Genomic DNA, 329 nt, shown 5'->3' with positions numbered 1-329 from the left:
GTTTCCCCGACCAGTCGTGGTCGTCCCACTCGAATCGCACGGGCCGTGCCATCGGCCTGATTTCGCAATTGCTGTTTTCTCGAAGGAACGTCTCTGACGCTGTGAGGTCGGCGTGTCCCTCGAAGCCACACGGACACGCCAGTGTATCCCCGTGGCGAACCGTCTCTTCGTGGTCGCCACACTCAGGACACGTCTGACTCGTCCACGCTTCCGACTTGACTTCGAGGGAGATACCATACTCCTCACAGACACACGCGAGACGGTGGGTGAATTTCTTGAACGCCCAGAAGTTGTGTGTCTTCTCGTTCACCCTGACCGACCAATGCGAC

At 58.4% G+C, this 329-nt stretch carries 1 protein-coding gene; it reads right to left on the bottom strand.

Features of this window, described 5'->3' with window-relative positions:
* On the bottom strand, positions 1-329 hold a 329-nt coding region (locus tag AUR66_RS15555; protein WP_157533161.1), incomplete at both ends, for a zinc ribbon domain-containing protein.

Source organism: Haloferax profundi (assembly GCF_001469865.1).
GTDB classification, from domain to species: Archaea; Halobacteriota; Halobacteria; order Halobacteriales; family Haloferacaceae; genus Haloferax; species Haloferax profundi.
This window is presented reverse-complemented; position numbering and strand designations above follow the sequence as displayed.